This window comes from Rhizobium sp. GCM10022189 (assembly GCF_042656325.1).
Classification (GTDB): Bacteria; Pseudomonadota; Alphaproteobacteria; order Rhizobiales; family Rhizobiaceae; genus Rhizobium.
Genome location: NZ_JBHSOR010000049.1, coordinates 652,200 through 672,667 on the forward strand (window position 1 = coordinate 652,200; position 20,468 = coordinate 672,667).

A 20,468-nucleotide genomic window follows, 5' to 3' on the forward strand; every position below is an offset into this window, starting at 1 on the left:
CGCAACCCTCTGCGCCTCCAAAGGAGCCTTCCATGAATGCCATCGTCGAACAACTGAAGAGCACCGCGGCTGCCACCAAGGCCACCGATCTGCGTGCCGCCTTCGCAGCCGATCCGCAGCGCTTCTCGCGCTTTTCCGTATCGCTTGACGACCTTTTGATGGATTATTCCAAGACGGCCGTGAACGACGAAATCCTGAAGCTTCTGGTGAAGCTTGCCGAAGAAGGCGGCGTCGAAAAGAAGCGCGAGGAGATGTTCGCCGGCAAGGCGATCAATTTTACCGAAAACCGCGCCGTGCTGCACACGGCGCTGCGCAACCGTTCCAACACGCCTGTGCTGGTCGACGGCAAGGACGTGATGCCTGACGTGAACGCCGTTCTCGCCGCCATGGGCAAGTTTGCCGACGGTGTGCGCTCGGGCGCGCTGAAGGGCGCCACCGGCAAGACGATCACCGATGTCATCAATATCGGCATCGGCGGCTCGGATCTCGGCCCGGTCATGGCGACACTGGCGCTGGCACCTTTGCATGACGGCCCGCGCGCCCATTTCGTCTCCAATATCGACGGCGCCCACATCGCCGATATCCTGAAGCTGGTAAAGCCGGAAACGACGCTCTTCATCGTCGCCTCCAAGACCTTTACTACCGTCGAGACGATGACCAACGCGCAGACGGCGCGCAAGTTCATTGCCGGCGCGCTGGGCGAAGCGGCCGTCCAGCACCACTTCGCCGCCGTTTCGACGGCGCTCGACAAGGTTGCCGCCTTCGGCATCGAAAGCGAACGCGTCTTCGGCTTCTGGGACTGGGTCGGCGGCCGCTACTCGATCTGGTCGGCGATCGGCCTGCCGCTGATGATCGCCGTCGGACCGGAGAATTTCGGCAAGTTCCTCGATGGCGCCCATGCCGTCGACAACCATTTCCGCAAGGCGCCGATCACCGAAAACCTGCCGATGCTGCTCGGCCTGATCGGCTTCTACCACCGCAATGTGCTGGGTTACCCGACGCGCGCCATCCTGCCCTATGACCAGCGCCTGTCGCGCTTCCCGGCCTACCTGCAGCAGCTCGACATGGAATCGAACGGCAAGGGCGTGACGATCGACGGCACGCCGGTCGAGGGCAATTCCGGCCCGGTTGCCTGGGGCGAACCCGGCACCAACGGCCAGCACGCCTTCTACCAGCTGATCCACCAGGGCACGAGCATCATCCCGGCCGAATTCATGATCGCCGCCAACGGTTTCGAGCCGGAGCTGCGTCATCAGCACCAGCTCTTGATGTCCAACGTTCTCGCCCAGTCGGAAGCGCTGATGAAGGGCCGCACCTTCGCCGAAGCCAAGAAGCAGCTGACCGACAAGGGCATGGACGACAAGCAGGCCGATTTCATCGCCCCGCACCGCGTCTTCACCGGCAACCGCCCGTCGATCACCTTCGTCTACGACAAGCTGACGCCCTATGCGCTCGGCCGCCTGATCGCGCTTTACGAGCACCGCGTCTTCGTCGAAGGCGTGCTCTTCCGCATCAATTCGTTCGACCAGTGGGGCGTGGAACTCGGCAAGGAACTGGCAACCGGCCTGCTGCCGGTCGTCGAAGGCAAGGAAAGCGCTGCCGGCCACGATTCCTCGACGCAAGGGCTGGTCGCGGCGCTGGCGAAACTCGCCAGGTAATTCCGGCGGTCACGCCGCTGTCGAAGCCCATCCGTCCTGCGGGTGGGCTTTTTTGTTCGACCCTGTCGAATCGCAGCGCATGTCGTCGTCTACAGAGAGAGTGACAGCGGAGGAGCCGATGACTGCCAAGGATGACGAACTGGTGACATTCGAAGCCGAGGGGGCGCTGCCCCTGCCGGCCCCAGACGAGCAGGGCTTCGTCGAGAACGAAGGCGCGCGCATCTGGTATGCGAGCTATGGCGGCGGTCCTGCCGTCATCCTGCTGCATGGCGGGCTCGGCAATAGCGGCAACTGGGGCTATCAGGTTCCCGACCTCGTCGAGGCCGGCCACCGGGTCGTTGTCATCGACAGCCGCGGGCACGGGCGCAGCACGCGTGACGCCCGCCCCTACAGCTATCACCTCATGGCTTCCGACGTGCAGGCCGTGATGGATCATGCCGGGATCGGGGAAGCGGCCCTGGTCGGCTGGAGCGACGGCGCCTGCACGTCGCTGGTGCTTGCCGACCAGCAGCCGGAGCGCGTCTGCGGCGTGTTCTTCTTCGCCTGCAACATGGACCCAAGCGGCACCCGGGAATTCAAGGCGACGCCGGTCATCGACCGCTGCTTCAGCCGCCACAGGAAGGATTATCAGGCGCTGTCGGCGACGCCTGACCAGTTCGAGGCCTTCGTCACCGACGTTTCGAAGATGATGGCGACGGAACCGAATTATACGGCCGAACAGCTGGCCGGCATCAAGGTGCCTGTCACCATCGCGCTTGGCGAGCATGACGAATTCATCTTGCCCGACCATGCCGATTATCTGGCAAGGACGATCCCGGAGGCGGAATTCGTGTCCCTGCCGGGTGTCAGCCATTTCGCGCCGCTGCAGCAACCGGACCTCTTCAACCGCGCGGTCCGGGCCTTTCTCAAGCGGATCGAATAGGGCTCAGAGGCCGATCTCTTTCGCCCAGGGCGGATTGGCGCCGGCACGGGAGACGGTGACGGCGGCCGCCTTGGCGCCGAGCGCGAGCGCGTTGCGCAGCGCCTGTTCGTCGAGATTGGCGACCTGGGCTTTGGTCAGCAGATTGTCCATCTTCAGCGAGGCCAGCACGCCGGCGTCGAATGTGTCGCCGGCGCCGACCGTATCGACGACGGTGACGCGCTCGCTCGGGACCGTGACCTTGCGGGCGCTGGTATAGCCGGTCGCACCTTGCGCACCCTTGGTGATGACGACGAGCTTGGCGCCGTGTTTCAGCCAGTGGGCGGCCAGCGCGTCATGATCGCCCTCCAGGCCGAACCATTCGAGATCCTCGTCGGAGAATTTCACGATGTCGGACTTGGCGGCCATGCGCTCGATGCGGGCCATATGCCGGGCCTTGTCCTTGATGAAGCCGGGGCGGATGTTCGGGTCGAGCGAGATGACGCGCCTTGCGGCTTCGCGGTCGAGCAGGGCTTCGTAGGTTTCGCCGCAGGGGCTCGGGATCAGGCTGATGGCGCCGAAATGCAGGGCCTCGCAATCGTCGCCAAGGACGGGAAGGTCATCGGTGGTGATCATGCGGCCGGCGGTGCCTTCGTCGTAGAAAGCATAGGTCGCCTGACCGTTGACCAGCTTGACGAAGGCGATCGTCGAGGGGCGCTGCGTGATGGCGCAGGGGCTGTAATCGACATTGCTCGCCTTCAGCGTATCGAGCAGGATCTCGCCCATCATGTCATCGGCAACGCCGGTGAAGAAGGCCGTCGGGATGCCGAGACGCCCGAGCGCGATCGCGGTGTTGAAGATCGCGCCGCCGGCATAGGGCGCGAAGCCCTTTTCGCCTGATGTCGTCTCCCTCGGCAGCATGTCGATCAGAGCTTCGCCGCAGCACAAAATCATCGAATTCCTCCCAACAGGACTTGCGCGTTCTTCAATCGATTAAGCGAGCTTTTGTCAAATGGCTAGAGCGAAAGCTCACTTACGCCACCATTTCGCGCCGACCAGGCGAGCGGCGCTTCGAGGAAAGCCTCGACTTCCTGCAGCGTCTTGTCGTCGAACAGCTTCTTCTCCTTGGCGATCGCCAGAACCTCGCGCCAGGTGGCGATATGATGGAACTGGAGCTTGCCATTGGCAAAGCGCTGATGCGCCTCCGGGAAGATGCCGTAGAAGAACAGCGCCATGCCGTGATCGACGATGCCGCCGGCGGCCCGGATGGCATCGATGAAGGTGAACATGCTGCCGCCGGCCGTCGTCAGGTCCTCGATGACCAGCACACGCGCGCCTTCCTTCATGTCGCCTTCGATCTGCGCATTGCGGCCATGGCCCTTCGGCTTCTTGCGGACATAGATCATCGGCAGGCCGAGACGATCGGCAAGCAGAGCGGCAAAGGGAATGCCCGCCGTCTCGCCGCCGGCGATGCAATCGAACTGCTCGAAGCCGGCATCGCGCAGCAGGGTGCTGGCGGCAAAATCCATCACCGCGGAGCGCACGCGCGGGAAGGAGAGCAGCTTGCGGCAGTCGATATAGACCGGGCTCATGATGCCGGAGGCATATTTATAGGGGCTCTCGGCGTTGAAATGCACCGCCTTGATCTCCCAGAGCATCTTTGCCAGCAGCTCTGCCATGACGGCGCGGTCGGGAAACGTGGTCTGGATCATGCGGGCTCTCTCCTTCGGCTGACGTTCCAGCGGCAATAGCAGCTAGAGCGGCCGGTTTCCAGACTGAAGAGTGCCGTCAGCCGAGCAGGCGGCCGATATCGGCAAGCTGCATCCTGCGGAAGAGCGCGATTGCGCGGGCGCCCTCCTCCTCATCCAGCGAAACCGCATAACGGACGGCGGCCGCCAGAAGCTGCATCGTCAGCCGGGCAATCGCCAGAAGCGCGGCCTCGCCGCGATCCGGCCAGAGCTTTCTTAGCACCGAAAACAGCGCCTGGGCATGGAATTCCATGTCTTCGGCATCGACCTGCTGCAGCAGCTTGTCCGTATGGGTCGCGTGCCAGATATCGCGCATGACGGGCTCGCGGCGGAAGAAGGCGTAATATTCGTCGGCAATGGCGCCGAGAGCCGTGCGCAGGCTGTCTTCGTCCGTCACCTTGGCCAGCTCGTCGGCCACGCATTGCCGGCCCTGCTCGTTGAAACGTTCGGCGAGGGTGCGGATGATGGAGGCCTTGTCCGGGAAATACTGGTAGAGGGCACCGAAGGAAAGTTCCGCCTTTTCAACGATCTCGCTCATCTTCAGCGCATCGCTGCCGTTCCTTTCGATGAGATCGGCGGCGACCGACAGAATTTTTTCGAAGCGCTCGCGGCCGCGCTGCTGGCTGGGAATGCGGCGCGGCTGGCCGGCCGCCACCTGCCGGCGCCTGTGCCTTGCAACCGTCTCTTGCGCCATCGTCCCGCCCTGCCTCGCCATTGACAGAGAAAATAAGAGAGTTTATCTCATTTTGCAAATGAGAGAATTTCTCTTGTTTTCTCGAGGAGGAGTTTCGACATGCAGTTCGTTCTCGTCATATGCCTCGTTGCCGCGGCCATCGGCAGCGGCCTTGTCGCCGGCATCTTCTTTGCCTTCTCCACCTTCATCATGACCGCCTTTTCGCGCATCCCGGCCGAACAGGGCATTGCGGCGATGAATTCCATCAACATCACCATCGTGCGCTCGCCCTTCATGCTGCTCTTCGTGCCGGTGGCGATCCTCTGCATGGCGATATCCGTGCTGGCTTTCATGAACTGGCGCGGCGGCGCCTCCGCGACGATGCTGGCCGGGGCGGCGCTCTATCTCGTCGCCTCCTTCCTCTCCACCATCGTCTTCAACGTGCCGATGAACGATGCGCTGGCGAAAGCGGGCGGCAACGGGCCGGAGGCGGTCCAGCTCTGGACGTCCTATCTGCGGGACTGGACATGGTGGAACCATGTGCGCACGATCGCCTCGCTGCTGGCCTCGGTCGCATTCGTGCGGGCGCTGATGCTGGTTTAAAAAGGGCGGAGGGAATGCCTCCGCCCGTCGCTTTTTCACGCAATTCCGGACGCAAAACCGCGTCGGACTTTTGCGGGAATCGCTTCAGCCCTGCTGGCAGAAGGTGATGCGGTTGTTGAACGGGTCGATCACGCCCATTTCGAGGCCCCAGGGCGCCTCTTCGACGCCCGGCTTCATGTAGCGGTAGTCCTTCGCGGCGAGTTCGGCCTGATAGGCCCTGACATCCTTCACCCGCACGAAGGCGCGGGCGCCGGGGCTGGCGTCGCCGGAATGTTCGCTGAGATGCAGCTGCATCCTGTCGCGGGAGACCTGGCAATAAAGCGGGAAATTCTCGCCGAACCGATGTTCCCAATCGAGCGTGAAGCCGAGGAAGCCGCAGTAGAATTCCATCGCTTTCTCGACCGAGAAGATGCGGAAGATCGGTACCGGCGGTTCTATGCCGATTGCGGAGCTTGCGCCTTCGGCCTCATCCAGCTTGGCCGAGAGAATATTCCACTGTTCCAGGCCGAATTGCCGGGCGACGATCTCCAGGGTCTGGCTGTGGGTCAGGGAAATATCGCGGTCGGCAAGCGCCTGCCGCAGGGTTTTTGCCATAAGCTTGGCATCGCGAAAATCGCGCATGGTTCATCCTTCCGTTGGCGGCAAACAGGAAGATCAGTGCCCGCGTCTGCTGACCCGTTCGCCATCGATTGCCAGAAGCAAGGATGTGAAACTGGATTTGGATGCATTCACCATCATGCTTGCGCATCGCGGGGCGGCTGGCCGCATCCGGCCGGATACCAGCTTACGAAAGCTCGGCAGGGGGATCAAGAGGCCGAGCGCACGACGCCCGCCGGCACGGAGTGAAGGTGGCTGGCGAGCTCGACGCGGTTGCGGCCGCCGCGTTTGGCGACATAGAGCGCCTTGTCGGCCTCGTTCAGCATGGCATCGAAATCGAGCGGCTTGGAGCGGCCGGGGGCGACGCCGACGCTGACGGTGCATTTCAGCACCTCGTCCTCGATATAGATGTCGCGATCCTCGAAGGCCTTGCGGATGCGCTCGGCAGCAAGTTCGGCGCGGCCCGGCATGATTTCCTTCAGCACCAGCGCGAATTCCTCGCCGCCGAGGCGGGCGGCGGTATCGCCGTTGCGGCAATTGGCCGAGAGTTCGCCGGCGAAGACCTTCAGGACATGGTCGCCGGCGGCGTGGCCGTAGCGGTCGTTGACGGACTTGAAATGGTCGATGTCGAAGACGATGACGGCGGTGGAGGCGCCCATGGCGCGGGTGCCGTGCCGATCGAACAGGGCACGGCGGTTGAGAAGCCCGGTCAGCGGATCGGTGATGGCATCGATGCGATGGCGCGCGGCAAGCCGCCACTGATGCAGCGCCAGCGACAGGGCGCCGATACCGGTCATGCCGGCAATGCACATGGCAAGGCTCAGATCCTCCGCCCAGTTCTTGGGCGCGGCACCCAGCACCAGCTTGCCGTCGGAGATCAGTACGGCGGCGCAGAGCACGAAGGAAATCGCCGTCAGCGTGTAGAGCGCGGTGATGCCGGTCAGGGGCGCCGGCGCCTCTGCCCGGCCGAGCCAATATTGCCGTGCGGTGGCAAAGAGCAGGAAGGCGATGGCGAGGTTATCGGCCATGAAGGCGAGGCCATCCAGCCCGACGATCATCGACGGGACGGCCGAGGCCATGGCGAGAAGTGCGCGGATGACGATGCCCCAGAGCGGCAGGCGGTTGGTGCGGAACTGGTAGCCCGCGCCCCAGATGGTGGCAAAACCGCCATGCAGCAGCACGAAATTGGCCGCGCCGAGCAGGCGCCCCGGCTGTTCGACATAGAAGACATAGGTGAAGATGCCGCTGACGACGAGAACGAGGCCGACCGTGCAGGTGAGAAGAAATGTCTCGGCCCGCCGGGCGAGCCAGCTCCCCAGGGCCGTTAAGGTAAGGCATGTCGCTGAAACGCCGAGCGCCAGCAGCAGGGAATTGTAATCAAGCATCATGCTTCAAAATCTCCGCGGCTTCTGCCGCGCCGGCAACGTTCTGAAATCTATCTTGTCAGTGCTGACGAATGTCTTACGCATTCCGTTAAAAAATCATCGATTGCGCACCCGGACGTTACAAAACCGACATCCGGGCAGCAACTAGAAGCAGTATAATCTTCAAATCCGCAACGTCTCTTCCCGATCAGGCATGTCCTCATCGCAAAACCGCTCGGCAGTTTTGCGCGACATGCCTTAGTCCCTGACCTGCCAATGCAGCGGGAACATGGGATCGAAGACCGTGACCGGGCCGGCGCCGGTTTCGATTCTGGCGGGGAAAACGACAGGTGCGTCCTGCCGGTCCAGCGTGATGCGCTCCTCGTTCGGCTGCAGCCCGTACCAGGCCGGGCCGTTCAGGGAGGCGAAGGCTTCCAGCCTGTCGAGCGCGCCGTCCTGCTCGAAGACATGGGCAAGGCAGCTCATCGTATTGATCGAAGTATAAATGCCGGCGCAGCCGCAGGCGCATTCCTTCAGCGGATCGACATGCGGGGCGGAATCCGTGCCGAGGAAGAACCTGGCATCGCCGCTTGTCGCCGCAGCGCGCAGCGCCAGCCGGTGGTTTTCGCGCTTGGCGACCGGCAGGCAATAATAATGCGGGCGGATGCCGCCGACGAGGATGGCGTTGCGGTTGATGATCAGGTGATGGGTGGTGATGGAGCCGGCGAGATTGGACTTGGCCGACCTGATATAGTCGATGCCGTCAGCCGTCGTGACATGTTCCATCGTCACCTTCAGCTCCGGCAGGCGCCTGCGCAAGGGATCGAGCACGGTTTCGATGAAGACGGCCTCGCGGTCGAAAATATCGACATCGGGCGTCGTCACCTCGCCGTGAACGCAGAGCGGCAGGCCGATCCTTGCCATGCGCTCCAGCACCGGCATGGCCTTTTCCATGTCGCGCACGCCGCCGTGGGAATTGGTGGTGGCGCCGGCCGGATAGAGTTTTACGGCGGTGATGAGGCCGCTCCTGCTGCCCTCTTCCACATCGTCGGCGCTCGTATGCTCGGTGAGATAGAGCGTCATCAGCGGCTGGAAGCGGTGGCCCGACGGCAGCGCCTTCAGGATGCGGTCGCGATAGGCGGCTGCGTCCGCCGTCGTGACGACCGGCGGCACGAGGTTCGGCATGATGATGGCGCGCGCGAAGGTGCGGCTCGTATCGCCGATCACGCCTTCCAGCATGGCGCCGTCGCGCAGATGCAGATGCCAGTCGTCGGGACGGCGGATGGTGATCGATTGCATGGGGGCCTCCGAAGCGATGCGGTTGCGCCTCGATAGCACCAAGAGCCGCCCGGAAACAACTGTTCAGGCGAGCGCGATTTCCAAGGTCATGTCGGCGGGGCGGCGGTTTTCGAGGATCAGGCGGCCGTTCGGCAGGTCGTTGCCGTAGACCTTGGCGCTCGCCTCTTCCTCGGTGAGCTTGTAGCCGCGCCAGCGGTCCCAGAGGCGCTCTTCCAGCACCTCCATCGGCGGGGCGAGCATGATCGTGTAATCGAAGATGCCGTCGAGTTCGGCCCATTTGCCCTGGGTGAACAGCAGATAGTTGCCTTCGATGATGATGAAGCGGTCGTTGGGATCGATCGGCCGGGCAGACGCGATGGCCAGCTCGCGCGAGCGGTCGAAGACGGGGACGAGCACTTCCTGATCGGCCGGTCGCACGGCCCTGACGATATCGAGAAAGCCGCGCACGTCGAAGGTTTCCGGAATGCCCTTGCGGGCGAGCAACCCGCGTTCGATGAGGATCGCGTTGTCCATATGGAAACCGTCCATGGGCAGCACGGCGGCGCTCTCTCCCTGCGCCTTCAGGGCATTGGCGACGTTTTCGGCCATGGTGGACTTGCCGGCGCCGGGCGGGCCGGCGATCGCGATCAGGAAGCGGCTGGAGTTGCCGGCGCGGTTCAGGACCTCGCCGACAATATCGTCTATCCTTGCATTCATGCAGCAACGGGCTCCGCAGGGGCCGCCTTGGCACCGGTCATGAAGGCGACCGCATCGGACATGGTGTATTCCTTGGGATTGATGACCGTCAAGCGGCGCCCAAGGCGGTGAATGTGGATGCGGTCGGCCACTTCGAAAACATGCGGCATATTGTGCGAGATCAGCACGATCGGAATGCCGCGGGCACGCACGTCGAGGATGAGTTCGAGCACGCGGCGGCTTTCCTTGACGCCAAGGGCCGCCGTCGGCTCGTCGAGGATGATGACCTTGGAACCGAACGCCGCCGCACGCGCGACGGCCACGCCCTGGCGCTGGCCGCCGGACAGCGTTTCCACCGCCTGGTTGATGTTCTGGATGGTCATCAGGCCGAGGTCCGAGAGCTTCTGGCGGGCGATCTTTTCCATGGCGCCATGGTCGAGCTTGCGGAAGAACTTGCCCATGAAGCCCTGTTTGCGGATCTCGCGGCCGAGGAACATGTTGTCGGCGATCGAGAGCGCCGGCGACAGGGCGAGGTTCTGGTAGACCGTTTCGATGCCGGCCTTGCGGGCCTCCATCGGCGAGTGGAAGTGGACCGGCTGGCCTTCCAGCCTGATCTCGCCTTCGTCCGGCCGGATGGCGCCCGAGATCGCCTTGATCAGCGAGGACTTGCCGGCGCCGTTATCGCCGATGACGGCCAGGATCTCGCCGGGATAGAGGTCGAAATCGGCGTGATCGAGGGCGGTGACGCGGCCGTAACGCTTGACGATACCACGCGCCATGAGAAGAGGTTCGGTAGCCATCAGCCTGCTGCCTTTCTGATCCACTGGTCGATTGCGACGGCGGCGATGATGAGGACGCCGATCAAGAGATAGGTCCACTGCACGTCCGTGCCGAGCAGGCGAAGCCCGAGCGAGAAGACACCGACGATGAGCGCGCCGAACATCATGCCGAGGATGGAGCCGCGGCCGCCGAACAGCGATATGCCGCCGATCACCACCGCGGTGATGGATTCGATATTGGCGAACTGGCCGGCGGTCGGAGAGACCGAACCGATGCGGCCGATCAGCGCCCAGCCTGCCAGAGCGCAGATGAGGCCGGAAAGCACATAGACCGACTTCAGCATGCGCTTGACGTTGACGCCCGAAAGCTCGGCAGCGTCCGGATCGTCGCCGACCGCATAGAGATGGCGACCCCAGGCGGTGTGGTTCAGCACGTACCAGAGCAGCGCGACCAGCAGCACCATGGCGATGACGCCGTAGGTGAAGACCGCGCCGCCGATGCGGAACGTATTGCCGAAGAACTGCAGCAGCGGCGCCGTCGTCTCGATGTCCTGGGCACGGATCGTCTCGTTGGCCGAATAGAGGAAATTGGTTGCCAGAACGATCTGCCACATGCCGAGCGTGACGATGAAGGGCGGCAGCTTCATGCGGGCGATCAGCCAGCCGTTGATATAGCCGCAGAGCGCGCCGACGGCGAAGCCGCAAAGGATGGCAAGCTCCGCCGGAAAGCCGTAACGGAAGACGAACTGGCCCATGACGACCGACGACAGGACCATGATGGCGCCGACCGAAAGGTCGATACCGGCCGTCATGATGACCAGCGTCTGGGCGGCGCCGACGATGCCGGTAATCGCCACCTGCTGCAGAATGAGCGTCAGCGAGAAGGCAGAGAAAAATTTGGTCCCGAGCAGCACGCCGAAGATGATGAGCGAAAGCAGGAGCACGATCAGCGATACGGCCGAGGGGCTCGAATGCAGGAAATGCCGGAAGCGCTGGACGACACTCTTTTCATCCGTATCGAACGAAGCGACTTCCGTGGAACTGTCCTTGAGGACCTTTTCGAATTCTTGATGCGGTGCGGCTGTTGGCTCGCTCATGGAAACTCCTCCGCGTATCCCCACTCCCGATGGGTGCCCGCCTTCTTCGCGGGCGGACAGGATTAAGCTGCACCCAATCGGGCGCAGTGTCAAAGACCGGCAGGGTGGCGAGGACGACATGCGTCCCCGCCCTTGTTGTCAGGAAATGCGGGGCATCAGCCCCAGCACTTGGCGAGACCGTCCTTGGTGTCGATCGACTTCACGCCGGAAACCGGCTTGTCGGTGACGAGGGTGACGCCGGTGTCGAAGAAGTTCTTGCCTTCGGTCGGCTTCGGCTTTTCGCCGCTGTCGGCGAACTTCTTGATCGCTTCGATGCCGAGGGCGGCCATCTGCAGCGGATATTGCTGCGAGGTCGCGCCGATGACGCCGTCCGCAACGTTCTTGACGCCCGGGCAACCGCCGTCGACCGATACGATCAGAACGTCCTTCTCGCGGCCGACGGCCTTGAGCGCTTCATAGGCGCCGGCAGCAGCCGGCTCGTTGATGGTGTGGACGACGTTGATGGTCGGGTCCTTCTGGAGAAGGTTTTCCATCGCGGTGCGGCCGCCCTCTTCGTTGCCGTTGGTGACGTCATGGCCGACGACGCGCTTGTCGTCTTCGTCACCGATCTTGTTCGGGTCCTTCGGGTCGATGCCGAAGCCCATCATGAAGCCCTGGTCGCGCAGCACGTCGACGGAAGGCTGCGACGGCGTCAGGTCGAGGAAGGCAACCCTGGCGTCTGCCGCCTTGTCGCCGAGCGTTTCCTTGGCCCACTGGCCGATCAGCTTGCCGGCGAGAAGGTTGTCGGTCGCAAAGGTCATGTCGGCTGCGTCGATCGGCTCGAGCGGGGTGTCGAGAGCGATGACGAGCAGGCCGGCATCACGCGCCTTCTTGATGTTCGGGACGATGCCCTTCGTGTCGGAAGCGGCAATCAGGATGCCCTTGGCGCCATCGGCGATGCAGGTTTCGATTGCGGCAACCTGGCTTTCGCTGTCACCGTCGATCTTGCCGGCATAGGACTTCAGCGTCACGCCGAGTTCCTTGGCCTTGGCGGTCGCGCCTTCCTTCATCTTCACGAAGAAGGGGTTGGTATCGGTCTTGGTGATCAGGCAGGCGGAAACGTCAGCCGCCATCGCCGGAGCGGAAAAGGCGACACCAAGCGCGAGAGCGCCGAAAGCGAGAACTGATTTCTTCATGAACTCCTCCCAGAGATTGGCCGGCCCGCCCCCAGGCGGCACCGGAATTCACGCACGGCGGGACTTCAGGATGTGCGTTCAGCCTCCTCCCGAAGCCGTCCCGTGCCGTTGACGCCGGCAATTAAGAGCGAAAGAAAACGGCTTGTCAATAAATAAATCCAATTGAATTATTAATTCGATATGGCATGCTGAGACAAAATCGGGCATAGGCCGTTGATTGGGAGGAGTGGCCAATGTCGTCCTTGGAAGGTCCGGGTTCCATGCCGGCCCCACCGCCAATTCTGAATCCGTCGGGAGGTGCGAACCAGATCAGGGTGCGCGCCTATAACGAACGGCTCGTGCTGTCGCTGGTGCGCCTTTACGGCGCGCTGTCGAAGGCCGATATCGCGCGCCGCAGCGGGCTTTCGGCCCAGACGGTCTCCGTCATCATGCGGGCGCTGGAAAAGGAGGGCCTGCTGTCGCGCGGCGAGCCGATCCGCGGCCGCGTCGGCCAGCCGTCCATTCCGATGCGGCTCAACCCGGATGCCGTCTATTCCTTCGGCGTGAAGATCGGCCGGCGAAGCGCCGACCTCGTGCTGATGGATTTCGTCGGCCGCATCCGGCTGCAGCTGCACCGCACCTACGCCTATCCGCTGCCCCACGAGATCCTGTCCTTCGTGACCGAGGCGATCTGGGAACTGGAGGGAAAACTCGACGAGCGCCAGCGCAGCCGCATTGCCGGCCTCGGCATCGCCGCCCCCTTCGAACTGTGGAACTGGGCCGACGAGGTGGGCGCGCCGGAAGGGGCCATGGAGGTCTGGCGCGATTTCGACCTGCAGGCGGAGATCGCCGCGCAGGTCTCCTACCAGGTCTTCCTGCAGAACGACGCGACCAGCGCCTGCGGGGCGGAACTGGTCTTCGGCATCGGCCCGTCCTATCCGGATTTCGTCTATTTCTTCATCGGCTCCTTCATCGGCGGCGGCATCGTGCTGAATTCGTCGATCTTTTCCGGCAAGACCGGCACGGCCGGCGCAATCGGCCCCTTGCCGGTGCGCGGCAAGAACGGCGAGACGCTGCAGCTTCTGGAGATCGCCTCGATCTTCGTGCTGGAGAACATGCTGCGCGAGCGCGGCATCGACCCGCAGCCGCTGTGGTATTCGGCCGACGACTGGGTGGATTTCGGCGAGCCGATGGAGGCCTGGATCCAGGATACGGCCAGGGCGCTGGCGCAGGCGATCGTGGCGGCCGCCTCGATCATCGACTTCAGCGCCGCCGTGATCGACGGCGGTTTCCCGGACTGGGTGCGCCGGCGCATCGTGCAGGCAACGATCCACGAGGCCGAAAAGCTCGACCTGCAGGGCGTCGTCATGCCCGATATCGTCGAGGGCGCGGTCGGCGCGCAGGCCCGCGCCATCGGCGGCGCCAGCCTGCCGATCTTCGCGCGTTATCTCACCGACCAGAATGTGCTTTTCAAGGAGATCGACAATGCTGAAAGGGCTTGACCCGCTGCTCGGCCCCGAACTGCTGGCAACCTTGCGCGGCATGGGCCATGGCGACGAGATCGCCATCGTCGACGGCAATTATCCGGGCGTCGAACATGCGCGCCGGCTGATCCGGCTCGACGGACACCATCTCATCCCGGTTCTCGATGCCGTGCTCAGCGTGCTGCCGATCGACGACTTCGTGAACGAGGCGATCTTCCGCTCGACCGTGAGGGCAGAGCGCGACCGGCTCGACCCGGTGCACGAGGAAATGATCGCCTGCTGCGCCAGGCACGAGCCGGAGCGGGAGGTCTTCCCGCTTGTCGGGCAGGATTTCTACGGCCGGGTGCGCGCGGCCCATGCGGTCATCCAGACCGGCGAGCCGCGGCTTTACGCCAATATCATCCTGCGCAAGGGCGTGATCTATCCTACGGCTGCAGACGAGCCCGCCAAGGCCGAAGTCGATCCCTTCGTCTACTGAAGCCCGTCGTCAGATCTCGCCGGCCGACGGCCCCCAGACATCCGTCAGGGCAAAGCCGAGGGGATGCGGATCGAAGGGGTCGAGGGCGACCTGCGACAGGCCGAAGGTGAAGCCGCGGCCCGTGATCGTCGGGATGACGGCGGGCCGGCCGGCCACTTCCGTTACCGCCTGCAGGCCGACCTCGAATTCCGAGCCGATGATCGATTTCGACTTGAAGACATCGCCGACCCTGGCTTTTCCGCGGGCATGGAGCGTCGCAAGGTTGGCCGAATTGCCGGTGCCGCAGGGCGAACGGTCGGCGCGGCCGGGCCACATGGTGGTGCAGGTGCGCACGGTGCCGTCGGCCTCGATATCGCGGAACATGACGTAGGCGACCCCCGATATCGCCGGAATTTCGGGATGGACGACGGGAATGCCGCGGTTGATGAGTTCCTTCAGCACCATGCCGGCCTGCACGAGGGCTGCGGCATTGGCCTTCTCGATCGTCAGGCCGATCTGGCCGACATCGACCAGCGCGTAGAAGATGCCGCCATAGCAGATGTCGGCCTTGATCTTGCCCCAGCGCGGCGTGTCGATCTCGACGTCCAGTTCGTGGACGAAGGACGGCACCATGGTGAGCCTGACCTTCTCGCAGCGGCCGTCGCGGCAGGTGGCCGTCGCCTTGACGAGGCCGGCGGCCGTTTCCAGCGTGACGACGGTTTCCGGTTCCTTCATCTCGACGATGCCGGATTCCAGGAGAGCGGTCGTCACACAGATCGAGTTGGAGCCGGAGCTTGCATGCGCTTGATCGGGCTGCAGGATGATGAAGGCGGCGTCGGCATCGGGATGTTTCGGCGGCAGGAGCAGGTTGACCGAGCCGATCGGCGCGCCGCGCGGCTCGAGGCAGAGGAAGCGGCGAAGCTCCTGGCCCTTGGGGTCGGTGTTCAGCCAGTGAAGCTGGGCGGCGACCGTCTCGCCGGGGATCTTCGGCACGCCGCCGATCGCCACCTTGCCGATTTCACCCTCGGCATGAACATCCAGAAGCTGGATCGTACGCTTCCATCTCATCTTTCAAACTCCAAAATCGGACGTGACACGCGAAAGGGACAGGGCACCCGGACATCGGCGCCCTAGAATCTGTCGATGCGGAACGGCTTGATATCAACCGGTGTCCTGTCGCCCGCCACCATATGCGCGATCAGCCGCGCTGTCGTTGCCGAATAGGTCAGGCCAAGGTGGCCGTGGCCGGTGGCATAGAAGACGCCGGGCATTTTCGACGAAGGCGAGATGATCGGGATCGTATCGGGCAGCGCCGGGCGATGGCCCATCCATTCGCTGGTGTCCTGAACCTTGAGACCGGGAAGGATGCGCTGGGCATGGCGCACGAGCACGCGCGGGCGGCGGAAATCGGGGGCGGCGGTCAGGCCGGCAAGCTCGACATTGCCGCCGACACGGATGCCGCCCGCCGTCGGCGTGACCATGAAGGCGCGATGCGGCCAGATGACCGAATAACGCATGGAAATGCCGGGCTGCATGATCTGCGTATGATACCCGCGCTCGGTTTCGAGCGGGATCGGCTCGCCGAGGCTTTCTGCGAGAAAGCGCGTGTGAACGCCGGCGGCGAGGACGATATTGTCCGCCTCGACGCGGCCGCCATTTTCGAGAAGGACCGATGTCTTGCCGTCAGCCTTGCGTTCCACCGTCTTGACCTGACCGGAAACGAAGGTCGCACCGGCAGCCCTGGCGGCATCGGCAAGTTTGACGACAAGCCTGTAGGGATCGCGGATCGACTTGTTGTCCGGCAACAGCACCGCCCTGGCGATTTTCGGCGACAGCGTCGGCTCGTAATGCTGGATCGCGCCGTTGCTCAGCACTTCGAATTCCATGCCGTAGCGCCGCATCAGTTCGAGATGGCCGCGATCGGCGTCGAACTCGGCCTCGGTCTCGTAGATCGCCAGGCAGCCCTCTTCGGTCATCATTTCGGGCGCGCCGGCGGCATCGAGCATCGCGCGGAAATCGGCAAGCGCGATTTTGGAAAGGCTCATGCCCGCATCCTCGATTTCCCGCAGGCGCGCGGGGCGGCCGGCGGCGAGGAAACGCAGGAACCAGGGCAGGATCTTCGGCGCGTAGGACGGGCGCAGCCAGACCGGGCCTTCCGGATCGATCAGCCAGCGCGGCAGCTTCCTCCAGGTCGACGGACCGGAACCGGCCGCGAAATCGAGCGCGATGCTCGCCATATTGCCGTAGGACGTTCCCCTGCCCGGCTCGCCCTTGTCGATCAGCGTTACCTGAAAACCGCGCCGCTGCAACTCGAAAGCAATCGAAGCACCGACCACACCGGCGCCGACAACGGCCACCGTCCCATTCGTTTCATTCGCCATGTCTTGCCCACCGCACGGCAGAGTCGATCGCCGTTGACGATGTGATATATCACAACGGGACGAATGCCTATGATTTTTTACTGCGTGTCTTGCGGCAATCCGGCGCCGACGCTGTCGCCCATGGAACCGACGGTATTGTTCATCGACTGGCCGAGGCGGCGAACCTGGCTGTCGTAGTTGCGGCGGGTGCGGGGATCGAAGACGGCAATCGGCGTGCTGACGGCGAGGCTGACGGCGCTGCCGGCCGTCTGGGCCGCCCCCATGGCAACGGCGCCGACCGCTTCGCCGAGCCCGACTTCGGAATCGGTAATGGTCTGGCCGGCAATCAGCCGGTCGCCGATGAGCTTCACCACTTCGGGGCTTTCGGCAAACTTGCCGTGGTTCAGGCGGTCGCCGGTCTTCAGCTTGGTGAGGTCGAGCACGGTGATGCCGGCGGCTTCCAGCTTGCTGCGATAGGGCTCGGCGGAGGGATCGATCTGGCCGAGGCGATCGACATTGCCGGATATGCGGCGCGAAAGCGCCAGCGCCCGGTCGTCCTGCGAGACGAAGATGGTGAAATGCGGCTTGTCCTTGCCGAGGCTCTGAAACTGGCGGCCGAAGACGTCGACATCGAGATCCGGAGAGGCAAGGATGACATTGTTGATCTTGGAGGCGACGTGGCCATCGCGGATCGCCATCTGGCGCAGGGCCTCGACCGTCAGCCAGGTGCCCATGGAATGGGCCATGACGGTGATATCGCCGACGGCCGGATTGTTGGCCGTGCGACGCAGAAGCTCCTCCAGCGCGTCGCGCGAATAGTTGGTGCTTTCCTTGTCGTAGTTATAGTCGAAGATGCTGGCGCGCGAGGGCCAGGTGAAGACGACCGGCGCGACATCGGCATGGGAATCATGGACGATCTGCGCGAAACGGTAGACGGCATCCTCGTAGCGATTGTTGAAGCCATGCACGAAGATGAGGACGCGCCGGCTCTTCGGCATATGCGTTTTCAGCCAGCTCTCGCCGGCCTTCTCCCCCTCCAGCGGATCGACGGCGACGGTGACGAAATCCTTGAGGGGATCGGCAGGCAGGCGGCGGGGCCATTGCACCTGGCCGACCTTGCGGTTGGCGTCCGGCGGAATGGAGACATCGACGGCGTCGACCATCAGGCCGGTGCCGCGCTCGCCGGAGAACAGCACGGCCGGATTTTCGTCTGCGGCGCGGGTGGTCGCCACCAGGAGGTCGACGCGCGACGTCCCCGGCGGAACCGTGCCGGCGGCCTGCATGACGCCGATCGGCCGCCCGCAGGCAGCCAAGCCGACACACAGGACGAGCAGGGTCGCAAGGGCCTTGCGCGAAACGCCGTATCCGCCGCTCATGACATCTCCGCAGGTTCAGGCGCCTCGCGCCAAGCCACCGATATGCGCCAACCACGCCTCTCCAGATAGGACAGGCCTGCGGAACGAGTCAATTTCACGAAGGTTTCAGGAGAAATATGCCCCGGAAAAGAAAAGAGCCCGACGCGGGAGGAGGTGCGTCGGGCTCTTGATCCTGACTGACAACTGGGAGGAGGAGTGTTGTCAGTCCGATGAAAGGGAGCGCTGGGAGGAGGAGTGCGCTGCCTTCGTGATTATTAATAGCCAATTCATTTGATGGAGAATAGCGAAATTACCGCAATGCAGCAATGCATTGGGCGCAATGCTTGCCTCGCTGCCGTCACGCACGCGCCTCATTTTGCGGCATCTTTGATCAATTGATCAAATTTATCCCGCAAATTGCCCGCGCATGAAATCGACATAGGCCTGGTCGTCCATGCTGCGGCGCGCCTTCACGAAGCCGCGCGCGTCGTCGCCGACAAGATAACGCAGCTGGTCCCTGCCGTCGGTCGCGGCCTCGTAGATCACCCCGGCGACGTCGGAGGATGTCATCATCCTTGCGGCGATCATTGCGCCGAAGGACCGCTGGGCGCGCTGCAGGAACTCGTTGTAATCGGGAAGGCCTGCCGGATCGACCGCGAAGTCGGCGCCGGCGCGCTCCTGGAAACCGGTCTGCGCGACGCCGCCGTGCGGGATCACCGACTTCACGCCGATGCCAAGCGCCAGAAGTTCGTAGGAGAGAGCCTCGGTGAAGCCCTCCAGCGCGAATTTGGAGGCGCAGTAGATCGACAGGGTCGGCAGTGTGAAGAGGCCGGCGCCGGAGCTGACATTGATGACGAGACCGGCCTTGTTTGCCCGGAAATGCCACAGGATCGCTCGGGTCACGTCCATGACGCCGAAGACGTTGACGTCGAATTGTTGCTGGATCTTTTCGCGTGACGTCGCCTCGAAGATGCCGCTCTGGCCGTAACCGGCATTGTTGACGAGCAGATCGATGCGCCCGAACCTGTCGATGCCGGCCTTGATCGCGCTGTCGATGCTGTCGCGATCCTGGACGTCGAGCCTGACGACGAGGAGATCGGCAAGCGCCGTCAGCTCGGTTTCTTTTTCAGGGCTGCGCATGGTGGCGATGACATTCCAGCCATTGGCATGGAAGAGCCTGGACGCCGCCTTGCCGATGCCTGACGACGCGCCGGTGATGAGAACTGTCTTTTTCATGATGTGCCTCGGGTTGATATTGGTCCCGGAGGCTAGATAGTTGCGGACCATTGTCCTTATAATCCGCATATTTGAGGATGACCTATTGCAGGATTTGGGACAATGCAGAAAGCCGGCCTGATGGAACTCAACGCTGTGGTCGCGGTTGCGGCGGCCCGGAATTTTCGGGCAGCAGCGAGCGAACTCGGCATATCGACCTCCGCGCTCAGCCATGCGGTGGCAGCGCTGGAGAGCCGGATCGGCGTGCGGCTCTTCAACCGCACCACCCGCAGCGTTTCACTGACCGAGGCGGGTGAACAATTTCTGGGAAGGATCGGCCCCGCGCTGAAAGATATTTCGGCGGCGATGGAGGCGGCAACACAGGCGCGCGCGACACCGGCCGGCACACTGCGCATCAATACGTCGGAGGGCGGCGCGCGGCAGATCCTGATGCCGATCGTGCTGGAATATGTCAGGCGCTTTCCCGACGTGCATGTCGATATCGTCAGCGAGGGACGCATGGTCGATATCGTCGCCGACAGTTTCGATGTCGGCATAAGGCTGATCGAGACCGTGCCGCAGGACATGATTGCCGTGCCGCTCAGGGCCGAAGAACGCTTCTTCGTCGTCGGCGCTCCCTCCTATTTCGCAGGGCACGGGAAGCCGCAGACGCCGCACGACCTTCTCCATCACGCCTGCCTGCGGCTGCGGCTGCCGAGCGGCGCGGTCTATCGGTGGGAATTCGAGCGGCATGGGCAGGAAATCCGCCTCGACGTGAAGGGTCCGATGACGCTGCAGAGCATGGACCTGATGCTGGAAGCGGCCGTCGGCGGCGCCGGGCTTGCCTATATGACGCGACAGAACGTGCAGGCGGAGCTCGCCGCCGGCCGCCTCGTCACCGTGCTGGAAGACTGGACGCCGCCCTTTCCGGGGCTTTGTCTCTATTATTCCGGCCACCGGCACGTGCCGCCGACACTGCGCGCCTTTCTGGACCTTGCGCGGGAAATGACGCGAAAGGAAAACGGCCGCAGCTGAGCTGCGGCCGTCTGCCT

At 63.5% G+C, this 20,468-nt stretch carries 20 protein-coding genes; 6 read left to right on the forward strand and 14 right to left on the reverse strand.

Annotated elements, in window-relative coordinates; all coding sequences use genetic code 11:
- The first annotated feature begins 32 nt into the window (after nucleotides 1-32).
- A complete protein-coding gene (gene pgi, locus ACFPWW_RS24275) occupies nucleotides 33-1,658 on the forward strand; it encodes a glucose-6-phosphate isomerase (protein ID WP_377313537.1) in 1,626 nt (541 codons plus the stop codon).
- Between the two features lie 118 nt (nucleotides 1,659-1,776).
- Nucleotides 1,777-2,580 carry an alpha/beta fold hydrolase gene (locus tag ACFPWW_RS24280; RefSeq protein WP_377313539.1) on the forward strand — a complete coding sequence of 268 codons (804 nt, stop codon included), beginning with the start codon at nucleotides 1,777-1,779 and terminating at the stop codon, nucleotides 2,578-2,580.
- 3 nt (nucleotides 2,581-2,583) lie between these two features.
- On the opposite strand, the gene ACFPWW_RS24285 is transcribed toward ACFPWW_RS24280, so the two are convergent.
- The 3 genes from ACFPWW_RS24285 to ACFPWW_RS24295 all read right to left on the reverse strand — a co-directional run bounded on the left by ACFPWW_RS24285 (nucleotide 2,584) and on the right by ACFPWW_RS24295 (nucleotide 4,998).
- On the reverse strand, nucleotides 2,584-3,510 hold the full coding sequence (locus ACFPWW_RS24285; protein WP_377313541.1) for a carbohydrate kinase family protein: 927 nt from the start codon (nucleotides 3,508-3,510) through the stop codon (nucleotides 2,584-2,586).
- A 62-nt stretch (nucleotides 3,511-3,572) separates the two neighbouring features.
- Nucleotides 3,573-4,268: an orotate phosphoribosyltransferase gene (locus tag ACFPWW_RS24290; RefSeq protein WP_112753887.1), complete on the reverse strand. Its 696-nt coding sequence runs from the start codon at nucleotides 4,266-4,268 to the stop codon at nucleotides 3,573-3,575.
- A 76-nt stretch (nucleotides 4,269-4,344) separates the two neighbouring features.
- The gene (locus tag ACFPWW_RS24295; protein WP_112754220.1) at nucleotides 4,345-4,998 is read right to left on the reverse strand and encodes a TetR/AcrR family transcriptional regulator; all 654 of its coding nucleotides are present in this window, start codon (nucleotides 4,996-4,998) and stop codon (nucleotides 4,345-4,347) included.
- Between the two features lie 99 nt (nucleotides 4,999-5,097).
- Here ACFPWW_RS24295 and ACFPWW_RS24300 point away from each other — a divergent pair, with 99 nt between their 5' ends.
- Nucleotides 5,098-5,580, forward strand: coding sequence for a DUF1772 domain-containing protein (locus ACFPWW_RS24300; protein WP_377313543.1), 483 nt, complete (start codon nucleotides 5,098-5,100; stop codon nucleotides 5,578-5,580).
- A gap of 84 nt (nucleotides 5,581-5,664) precedes the next feature.
- On the opposite strand, the gene ACFPWW_RS24305 is transcribed toward ACFPWW_RS24300, so the two are convergent.
- The 7 genes from ACFPWW_RS24305 to ACFPWW_RS24335 form a co-directional block, all read right to left on the reverse strand.
- A complete protein-coding gene (locus ACFPWW_RS24305; RefSeq protein ID WP_112565497.1) occupies nucleotides 5,665-6,201 on the reverse strand; it encodes a glyoxalase superfamily protein in 537 nt (178 codons plus the stop codon).
- A gap of 185 nt (nucleotides 6,202-6,386) precedes the next feature.
- Nucleotides 6,387-7,565, reverse strand: coding sequence for a sensor domain-containing diguanylate cyclase (locus ACFPWW_RS24310; protein ID WP_112706405.1), 1,179 nt, complete (start codon nucleotides 7,563-7,565; stop codon nucleotides 6,387-6,389).
- Between the two features lie 234 nt (nucleotides 7,566-7,799).
- The gene (gene pyrC / locus ACFPWW_RS24315) at nucleotides 7,800-8,840 is read right to left on the reverse strand and encodes a dihydroorotase (RefSeq protein ID WP_112565492.1); all 1,041 of its coding nucleotides are present in this window, start codon (nucleotides 8,838-8,840) and stop codon (nucleotides 7,800-7,802) included.
- Nucleotides 8,841-8,903: 63 nt separating this feature from the next.
- The gene (locus ACFPWW_RS24320) at nucleotides 8,904-9,536 is read right to left on the reverse strand and encodes a nucleoside triphosphate hydrolase (protein WP_112565489.1); all 633 of its coding nucleotides are present in this window, start codon (nucleotides 9,534-9,536) and stop codon (nucleotides 8,904-8,906) included.
- A complete protein-coding gene (locus ACFPWW_RS24325) occupies nucleotides 9,533-10,315 on the reverse strand; it encodes an ATP-binding cassette domain-containing protein (protein WP_112565486.1) in 783 nt (260 codons plus the stop codon). Before ACFPWW_RS24325 ends, ACFPWW_RS24320 begins: the two co-directional genes overlap by 4 nt.
- The gene (locus tag ACFPWW_RS24330; protein ID WP_112565483.1) at nucleotides 10,315-11,391 is read right to left on the reverse strand and encodes an ABC transporter permease; all 1,077 of its coding nucleotides are present in this window, start codon (nucleotides 11,389-11,391) and stop codon (nucleotides 10,315-10,317) included. The genes ACFPWW_RS24325 and ACFPWW_RS24330 overlap by 1 nt, the downstream gene beginning before the upstream one ends.
- A gap of 155 nt (nucleotides 11,392-11,546) precedes the next feature.
- Nucleotides 11,547-12,566 (reverse strand): sugar ABC transporter substrate-binding protein, encoded by a 1,020-nt coding sequence (locus ACFPWW_RS24335; RefSeq protein ID WP_112565480.1) that lies wholly within the window; start codon nucleotides 12,564-12,566, stop codon nucleotides 11,547-11,549.
- Nucleotides 12,567-12,799: 233 nt separating this feature from the next.
- On the opposite strand from ACFPWW_RS24335, the gene ACFPWW_RS24340 reads away from it, so the two are divergent.
- Both ACFPWW_RS24340 and ACFPWW_RS24345 read left to right on the forward strand, forming a co-directional pair.
- Nucleotides 12,800-14,047: an ROK family transcriptional regulator gene (locus ACFPWW_RS24340; protein ID WP_377313546.1), complete on the forward strand. Its 1,248-nt coding sequence runs from the start codon at nucleotides 12,800-12,802 to the stop codon at nucleotides 14,045-14,047.
- Entirely contained in the window at nucleotides 14,031-14,507 is a 477-nt protein-coding gene (locus tag ACFPWW_RS24345; protein ID WP_377313548.1) for an RbsD/FucU family protein, read from the forward strand. The genes ACFPWW_RS24340 and ACFPWW_RS24345 overlap by 17 nt, the downstream gene beginning before the upstream one ends.
- A 9-nt stretch (nucleotides 14,508-14,516) precedes the next feature.
- On the opposite strand, the gene ACFPWW_RS24350 is transcribed toward ACFPWW_RS24345, so the two are convergent.
- The 4 genes from ACFPWW_RS24350 to ACFPWW_RS24365 all read right to left on the reverse strand — a co-directional run bounded on the left by ACFPWW_RS24350 (nucleotide 14,517) and on the right by ACFPWW_RS24365 (nucleotide 19,437).
- Nucleotides 14,517-15,554 (reverse strand): 4-hydroxyproline epimerase, encoded by a 1,038-nt coding sequence (locus ACFPWW_RS24350; protein WP_377313550.1) that lies wholly within the window; start codon nucleotides 15,552-15,554, stop codon nucleotides 14,517-14,519.
- 62 nt (nucleotides 15,555-15,616) lie between these two features.
- On the reverse strand, nucleotides 15,617-16,867 hold the full coding sequence (locus ACFPWW_RS24355) for an NAD(P)/FAD-dependent oxidoreductase (protein ID WP_377313552.1): 1,251 nt from the start codon (nucleotides 16,865-16,867) through the stop codon (nucleotides 15,617-15,619).
- Between the two features lie 77 nt (nucleotides 16,868-16,944).
- Entirely contained in the window at nucleotides 16,945-18,222 is a 1,278-nt protein-coding gene (locus ACFPWW_RS24360; RefSeq protein WP_377313554.1) for an alpha/beta hydrolase, read from the reverse strand.
- Between the two features lie 384 nt (nucleotides 18,223-18,606).
- Nucleotides 18,607-19,437, reverse strand: coding sequence for an SDR family oxidoreductase (locus tag ACFPWW_RS24365; RefSeq protein ID WP_377313556.1), 831 nt, complete (start codon nucleotides 19,435-19,437; stop codon nucleotides 18,607-18,609).
- A gap of 102 nt (nucleotides 19,438-19,539) precedes the next feature.
- On the opposite strand from ACFPWW_RS24365, the gene ACFPWW_RS24370 reads away from it, so the two are divergent.
- Entirely contained in the window at nucleotides 19,540-20,451 is a 912-nt protein-coding gene (locus tag ACFPWW_RS24370; protein ID WP_112754590.1) for a LysR family transcriptional regulator, read from the forward strand.
- The last annotated feature ends 17 nt before the right edge of the window (nucleotides 20,452-20,468 follow it).

Excerpts from the sequence above, each read along its gene's own strand:
- ACFPWW_RS24300 (WP_377313543.1), top strand. The coding sequence starts at position 5,098 with ATGCAGTTCGTTCTCGTCATATGCCTCGTTGCCGCGGCCATCGGCAGC.
- pyrC (WP_112565492.1), bottom strand. The coding sequence starts at position 8,840 with ATGCAATCGATCACCATCCGCCGTCCCGACGACTGGCATCTGCATCTG.
- ACFPWW_RS24310 (WP_112706405.1), bottom strand. The coding sequence starts at position 7,565 with ATGATGCTTGATTACAATTCCCTGCTGCTGGCGCTCGGCGTTTCAGCG.
- ACFPWW_RS24350 (WP_377313550.1), bottom strand. The coding sequence starts at position 15,554 with ATGAGATGGAAGCGTACGATCCAGCTTCTGGATGTTCATGCCGAGGGT.
- ACFPWW_RS24360 (WP_377313554.1), bottom strand. The coding sequence starts at position 18,222 with ATGAGCGGCGGATACGGCGTTTCGCGCAAGGCCCTTGCGACCCTGCTC.
- ACFPWW_RS24325 (WP_112565486.1), bottom strand. The coding sequence starts at position 10,315 with ATGGCTACCGAACCTCTTCTCATGGCGCGTGGTATCGTCAAGCGTTAC.
- ACFPWW_RS24330 (WP_112565483.1), bottom strand. The coding sequence starts at position 11,391 with ATGAGCGAGCCAACAGCCGCACCGCATCAAGAATTCGAAAAGGTCCTC.
- ACFPWW_RS24290 (WP_112753887.1), bottom strand. The coding sequence starts at position 4,268 with ATGATCCAGACCACGTTTCCCGACCGCGCCGTCATGGCAGAGCTGCTG.
- pgi (WP_377313537.1), top strand. The coding sequence starts at position 33 with ATGAATGCCATCGTCGAACAACTGAAGAGCACCGCGGCTGCCACCAAG.
- ACFPWW_RS24370 (WP_112754590.1), top strand. The coding sequence starts at position 19,540 with ATGCAGAAAGCCGGCCTGATGGAACTCAACGCTGTGGTCGCGGTTGCG.
- ACFPWW_RS24340 (WP_377313546.1), top strand. The coding sequence starts at position 12,800 with ATGTCGTCCTTGGAAGGTCCGGGTTCCATGCCGGCCCCACCGCCAATT.
- ACFPWW_RS24320 (WP_112565489.1), bottom strand. The coding sequence starts at position 9,536 with ATGAATGCAAGGATAGACGATATTGTCGGCGAGGTCCTGAACCGCGCC.
- ACFPWW_RS24335 (WP_112565480.1), bottom strand. The coding sequence starts at position 12,566 with ATGAAGAAATCAGTTCTCGCTTTCGGCGCTCTCGCGCTTGGTGTCGCC.
- ACFPWW_RS24305 (WP_112565497.1), bottom strand. The coding sequence starts at position 6,201 with ATGCGCGATTTTCGCGATGCCAAGCTTATGGCAAAAACCCTGCGGCAG.
- ACFPWW_RS24280 (WP_377313539.1), top strand. The coding sequence starts at position 1,777 with ATGACTGCCAAGGATGACGAACTGGTGACATTCGAAGCCGAGGGGGCG.
- ACFPWW_RS24365 (WP_377313556.1), bottom strand. The coding sequence starts at position 19,437 with ATGAAAAAGACAGTTCTCATCACCGGCGCGTCGTCAGGCATCGGCAAG.
- ACFPWW_RS24355 (WP_377313552.1), bottom strand. The coding sequence starts at position 16,867 with ATGGCGAATGAAACGAATGGGACGGTGGCCGTTGTCGGCGCCGGTGTG.
- ACFPWW_RS24295 (WP_112754220.1), bottom strand. The coding sequence starts at position 4,998 with ATGGCGCAAGAGACGGTTGCAAGGCACAGGCGCCGGCAGGTGGCGGCC.
- ACFPWW_RS24345 (WP_377313548.1), top strand. The coding sequence starts at position 14,031 with ATGCTGAAAGGGCTTGACCCGCTGCTCGGCCCCGAACTGCTGGCAACC.
- ACFPWW_RS24285 (WP_377313541.1), bottom strand. The coding sequence starts at position 3,510 with ATGATTTTGTGCTGCGGCGAAGCTCTGATCGACATGCTGCCGAGGGAG.